The sequence below is a fragment of the Hoylesella enoeca JCM 12259 genome, assembly GCF_000613405.1.
Taxonomy (GTDB): domain Bacteria; phylum Bacteroidota; class Bacteroidia; order Bacteroidales; family Bacteroidaceae; genus Prevotella; species Prevotella enoeca.
On record NZ_BAIX01000074.1, the window covers coordinates 1 to 5,225 of the forward strand.

7 protein-coding genes and 1 pseudogene are annotated in these 5,225 nt (G+C 48.2%); all 8 read right to left on the bottom strand.

Annotated elements, in window-relative coordinates:
* Positions 1-152: 152 nt before the first annotated feature.
* Positions 153-662: a lysozyme gene (locus JCM12259_RS12215; RefSeq protein ID WP_025066650.1), complete on the bottom strand. Its 510-nt coding sequence runs from the start codon at positions 660-662 to the stop codon at positions 153-155.
* Entirely contained in the window at positions 649-1,134 is a 486-nt protein-coding gene (locus JCM12259_RS12220) for a DUF3872 domain-containing protein (RefSeq protein WP_025066651.1), read from the bottom strand. The genes JCM12259_RS12215 and JCM12259_RS12220 overlap by 14 nt, the downstream gene beginning before the upstream one ends.
* A gap of 12 nt (positions 1,135-1,146) precedes the next feature.
* On the bottom strand, positions 1,147-1,737 hold the full coding sequence (locus JCM12259_RS12225; RefSeq protein ID WP_025066652.1) for a conjugal transfer protein TraO: 591 nt from the start codon (positions 1,735-1,737) through the stop codon (positions 1,147-1,149).
* Positions 1,731-2,681 carry a conjugative transposon protein TraN gene (gene traN / locus JCM12259_RS12230; protein ID WP_025066653.1) on the bottom strand — a complete coding sequence of 317 codons (951 nt, stop codon included), beginning with the start codon at positions 2,679-2,681 and terminating at the stop codon, positions 1,731-1,733. Before traN ends, JCM12259_RS12225 begins: the two co-directional genes overlap by 7 nt.
* A gap of 49 nt (positions 2,682-2,730) precedes the next feature.
* A pseudogene (gene traM, locus JCM12259_RS15550) lies at positions 2,731-3,998 on the bottom strand (conjugative transposon protein TraM).
* Positions 3,991-4,293 carry a hypothetical protein gene (locus tag JCM12259_RS12240; RefSeq protein ID WP_025066654.1) on the bottom strand — a complete coding sequence of 101 codons (303 nt, stop codon included), beginning with the start codon at positions 4,291-4,293 and terminating at the stop codon, positions 3,991-3,993. The pseudogene traM and the gene JCM12259_RS12240 overlap by 8 nt, the downstream one beginning before the upstream one ends.
* 4 nt (positions 4,294-4,297) lie before the next feature.
* Positions 4,298-4,921, bottom strand: coding sequence for a conjugative transposon protein TraK (gene traK / locus JCM12259_RS12245; RefSeq protein ID WP_025066655.1), 624 nt, complete (start codon positions 4,919-4,921; stop codon positions 4,298-4,300).
* A 23-nt stretch (positions 4,922-4,944) separates the two neighbouring features.
* The coding region (locus JCM12259_RS15555; protein ID WP_025066694.1) for a TraJ family protein at positions 4,945-5,225 on the bottom strand (281 nt) is incomplete at its 5' end.

The following is a 5,225-nucleotide window of genomic DNA, read 5'->3' on the forward strand; positions in this document are numbered from 1 at the left end:
GCTTGTTCCTGCTGTATGGGTAGTTTCTCTGTCATCTTGCTACAAAGGTAATGCTTTTAATGCTTATCTAAGAAAGAAAAATGGATTTTCTTATCTCTCCGATTAAAAACAAGTTCCCTTGCGCGAAAAGTGCAAAAGGTATATTTATAAAATCAAGGAAGATAAAACAAGGCGAACTCTACCTTTCTTCGTTTCTCCAGCCCTTTCAAGACCTTTCCCTTGTATCTGCAGAACGAAACATACTCACGATAGATATTTCTGTCTCCTGCCTCAATCTTTCGCAGCAACTGGCTCTTGGGATGCCTGTCATAACCGATCAATCTCCCCACGCCCACATTGTAGGCAAGTAAGGTCAATAGCAGCGCATCCTTACCATAGTCTTTGAAGTGTTCAAAGCATTTCCATAGGTCGGCACGGAGCAGTGAATCCGCCTCTCGTTCCGTCATATCCGCCGTGAAGTGCTCTCCTGGTTGCAATCGATGACCATATCCTACATAAGGAAAATCCTTCGGCTTATTATGAAGTCCCTCAAAGTATTTAATAACAACCACACCACGTTCGAAAGGAGGCAAGTCTGCCAACCGCACCCTGCGCTGGGCAAGGATGGGCTGGCAGAATAAACATAAAATACAGAATAAAGCAAAGTGTTTAGCTGTCCGCATCCTTCAGTACTTTGGAAACCATTACAGCAGAGGACTTTTCCTTGTCCTCTGTTTTCTTGTTGTTGAAACTGAAAGTCAGCTGCTGAACCCTGCCGAAACTATCCTCCACATACACGTCAATCGTCTGACGGTCGGTGGAGAGCGAGGTGTAGTATAAGCGGAACACTTCCTTTGTCAGCGGATAGCGGTCATTCGGCTTAAAGACAGTGCCGTTGTCATTTTTTAGCAAGCCTTTGCCGTCAGACTGGAAATAACGTATCGTATAGCGAGTGTCAGCAAACTCACCCCCTCGTTTGAGCGTGCAGCGTATCTCTGCCGTCTGTCCCCTTATAATGTCCTTCTGAACCGGCATTGTCTCCACCGTAAACGGATAAGACTGCTGAACATCCAACTCCCTATCACAAGCAGATAGGCAAAACACGGCAAGGGTCAGCACGCCCATTACCCAAATCGTATTCAATATCTTTTTCATTTTTTCTTCTACTTAAAAGTTAAACCTTAGTCCTGCTGAAACTGCCGGACGGAAACAATGCATGTCTGTTCCAAAGAGGAAACGTCCCTGCGCCTTTACAAGAAAGAGAACCCTGTCCGTTAGAAACACTTCCACCGAGCCATGCACGGCACTGCCATAGACAAAGCGGGAGCAGTCGAGCAGTGTTGCCCCATCGGGCAGCAGCTTCTTGTCCTCGTTCAGCTGCTCATAGCCACCCAAGGCGGATATGCCACCATAGAAAAACACATTCTTGCCATTGTCGGAGAGTATCGGGTGCATGTAGCCCACCTGTAAGAGTGCATCTTTGAGTTTCACTGCATAATCCCTGTACGGCATATTCTGTTGTTCATACTCTGCCATAACAAAGGTATAATTCTCACGCCCCAAATATCGGGTGAGTGATGCTCCCATGCCGAAATTGTCAGCTGCAAGGAACTTTTCACCCTTGATAAGCGGAACACTCCCTACAACCTCTATTCCCCTTTGCTTGGGTATCAGTCGCTGTGCCTGCGATGGCAGACTGAAAGTCATGGCCACCGCAACGCATACTGTCAGAATGATATTGTTCTTCTTCATCACCATTTCAGTTTGAGGTTATCAATCTTCTTTGCCAGTTGCAGGTCTTCTGCCGTCACATAAAAGGTCAGTGTACGACCGCTATTTCTCTCATAGAGCGTCACTTCAAGCTGCTTGTCCTCTGCAAGAGAGAACTGCTCGAGTGCAAACACAGTATGTTCACTGCCCATGCCACGCACCTGCATCACCTGATGATAGACACGAAGTGGCTGCAATACTTGTTCTTGTATGGCGGTGCGCTTTGCCATCTTCTTATCCACCACCTTAAAGGTGATAAAATCCACCGAGTACGGCATATTCGTACCGTTTTCCATACGAGTGTGGAAATACAGCAAGCCATTATGGGCATACAAGCCACGAAGCAGGAACTTCATACCGAACTGCTGTGCACCGATGTGCTTAATGCAGCGTCTGTCATTCTGATAGATGGTCTGCATGATCAGCTTTACTAATACGGGCGACTCGTTACCGAGTTCCTTGAAGTAAATGTCAGAGCGATTGCTTGGCAGCCTGCCTTCTGTTGTAGAGAGAAAGTCCTTCATCTCGATGCTTAACTTTTCCGGTTCATCGGCATATTTTACATTAAAAGCGTAAAATGAGCCGTCCTCACAGATGACACTCATATTGGTTTCCGTTTCAAAGTCCTTCACCGAAGCTTTTACACGCAGTACGTTCTCGGCATCCTCCGCCTTCCCTGCGATGATGTTCTGTGAACCTAAGTCTACATAACGAACGGCAGAAGGGAAGATAAGATGCACGGTCTTGTCAAAGGTAATGTCAAGACCATACGGCAGTACGACACGCCCCGTTGGTATGGCACGGCTCATACCTTGAAAGAGCTCTCCCGAAGTAAGCGGACGGCTTGGTGTCAGACCATCATTGTTTTCCTGTGCTGTGGCTGTTGCTCCCACCATGGCAAGCATAGCCATTGATAAAATAATTTTCTTCATTGTTGCTATTGATTTGATATTATTGTTTTACTTATCATTTTCGATTGTTTTATTTGGACTGAACCAAGAAAAGGTGGTAGCCACCCTTGAGCGTTACCTTGATGGTGCGCAGTTTCTTCTGAAGCAGCTGACTTGCACCCTGCATCACCCCACGTGCAGCCTCGGAGATAATCTGGTCCTTGGCAGAGGAAGCGAAGGTAAAAGATGTGCCCATTGAACCGCCGATGTTCGCCCCGACTTCCTTGAGCGCATTGATGTCCTCCGAACCTGGTATATACACACCCTCCTGTCCGTCCGTATCGTATGCCGAGAGCTTGACGGCTATGATATGGCCGTCCACCTCAATGCTTTTGACAAGCAGGTGCATACGGTTGCCTTCTATCTTGGCGACTGCTATGAGTCGCTCTGCCGTGGAATGTGCAGTCCCTGTACCTTGGCACTTTCAAGCAGACGGAGTACGACATTGTCACCCTCTTTAAGAATAGTAGTCCTGTCCACTACTACTTTGAGCGTATTGCGCAGCAAAGAAGGAGGACTTCCGGTAAGCGAATGGAAAACCAAGTTGCGAGCCTTCTTGCCGTATTCCTCCATAAAGTACACATCGCTCATAGGCTGGTCAAGTGAAGAAACTACCTGCCTACGCTCTGGCAGAACTTCCATTGCAGGCTTTTCATTCTGCATGGTCTTGCCCTTAGCGGCTTCAGAGCCACCTGCTGTCTCTTCCGTCTTCTCCTTTCCTGCTGTCAGACCATTATTGAAGGTAGGTGGGGTTGATGCTTTAGGGAGATACTTCGCTGCCATCTGATAGCTCTTTTCCATCAAGGCAAGCTGCCGTTTCTCTTCATTGTCCTCCTTGCTGTCTTTGGCAGAGAGTTCCTTTTTAAGGTTATCTATCTCCGAGCGCAAGGCTTCACGCTCCTGCTCGTGTGGGTCGGGAGCGTAAAAAGAGTTTAAGAGCCGATTATTTTCCTCATAGCGATGCATGGAGCTTTCTATCTTTGCCGTAGATGCTGCTGTCTCTGCACGCTGCTCCTCTGATGGAGCGGTGTTCTGTGCAAAATAGTCCGATAGCCTGCCCATCTCCTCGCGGGTCTGTTCCTCCTCGTGTGCCTTGTCGCCTAATTCATAGGCTTTGAGCTTGTTTTCGGTGAGCTTTTCCGTCGTTGCCTGCGGGATGCTGTCATTGAGTCCCTGCTCCGCTGCGGTCTTATCCTTGCTCGAAGGTGCGAAGATAAACCACATCGAGAGGGCAAACAGCAGTCCCAGTCCTCCGAAGACCAAGCCTTTCTTCATTTGTTCTTTCTGTTTATTATCCATTTTCTTTGATTGTTTGATGAAGTTGTAGATAAAAATTGCCGTATAACTCTTGTAAAGTACTGTCCGTCCGTATCGGACTGTTCGTCAGCTTTCCCGTGGGGATGGGTAGTTTCTCCTTCTTTGGAGGAAGGAAAAACTGCACTATCATCCAAAGCGAGCAGAGCAGATAGATGAAGCTCAGCCCATAGACGATTTCCTTTCTCTGCCTCATCGTGAGCCGTTCGCACCGATGGCGGAGCCACAGGTGAAAGCGCAGATATTGACGTGAGAGTAAAAAGTTTCTTTTCCTTGCCATAGCCTTACCGTTTATAAGTCTGTATGTCCCTGTTCTCCTTGACGAGGAAGTTCTCCATCAGGAAGCCTTGCGGGTTGTTGTCCGAACGGACAGAGTTCTGCAGCATGCAGGTCGTAACAAGACTGCGCTCCGTGACGTTGCTCTGACGGACGATAAACTCCCGTGCATAAGTCGTTACCGCATAAGGGTAAGTATTGAAGTTGCAGTGGATAGAGTCCACCTCTATGCGCTGATTGACATTACCCGATATGGCACGGTTATAATACCCCTTCTCTGCCAAGTCCTTATAATAGTTGAAAGCCGACTTGTCACACAGCACGAAGGCACGTTCCATATTCTTCTCAATGGCATCCTTGTCAGGCGCAATGGTGAAGAACAACTCATGGAAGCGACGTACATGCTCCCTTGCCTCTACGGGACGGTTTCGGCTTGCATCCTGACTGAGGGCAAGCATGAGCGACTTGCCTTGGTCAAGCACATAGATTTTCTCCCTCTGCTCCTTAGCGAAGCTGTACGAGGCATAGAGGGCATAACCACTTACTGCCACGCAGACGATGGCAAAGACAAAGGCGTAGAGTCTTATCTGTCTGAATGAGGTCTCGATATTACCAAGTGATTTGAATTCCATTTCTTTCCTTTCTTTATTTGTGATTACTTTCCTTTGAGCAGTGCACCCTTGATACGTCCACCGACATTACCGATGACCGACCCTGCACCTGCCGCGGCATATCTTCCGCCCGTGTAGGCACTTTGTGCACCGCGCTGTGCAGCTTGATTGACATTGCGACCATAAGAGCCGATACCGCCTCCTGCTTCGATAATCCAGCCTGCAACGGTGGGAACGCAGAAGTAGCCCACGATGCCGATGAGGAAGAAGACGATATAGTACCACGTCCCCGAATCAGGCAGGTAGTTAGGGTCGCTGAGCGCCT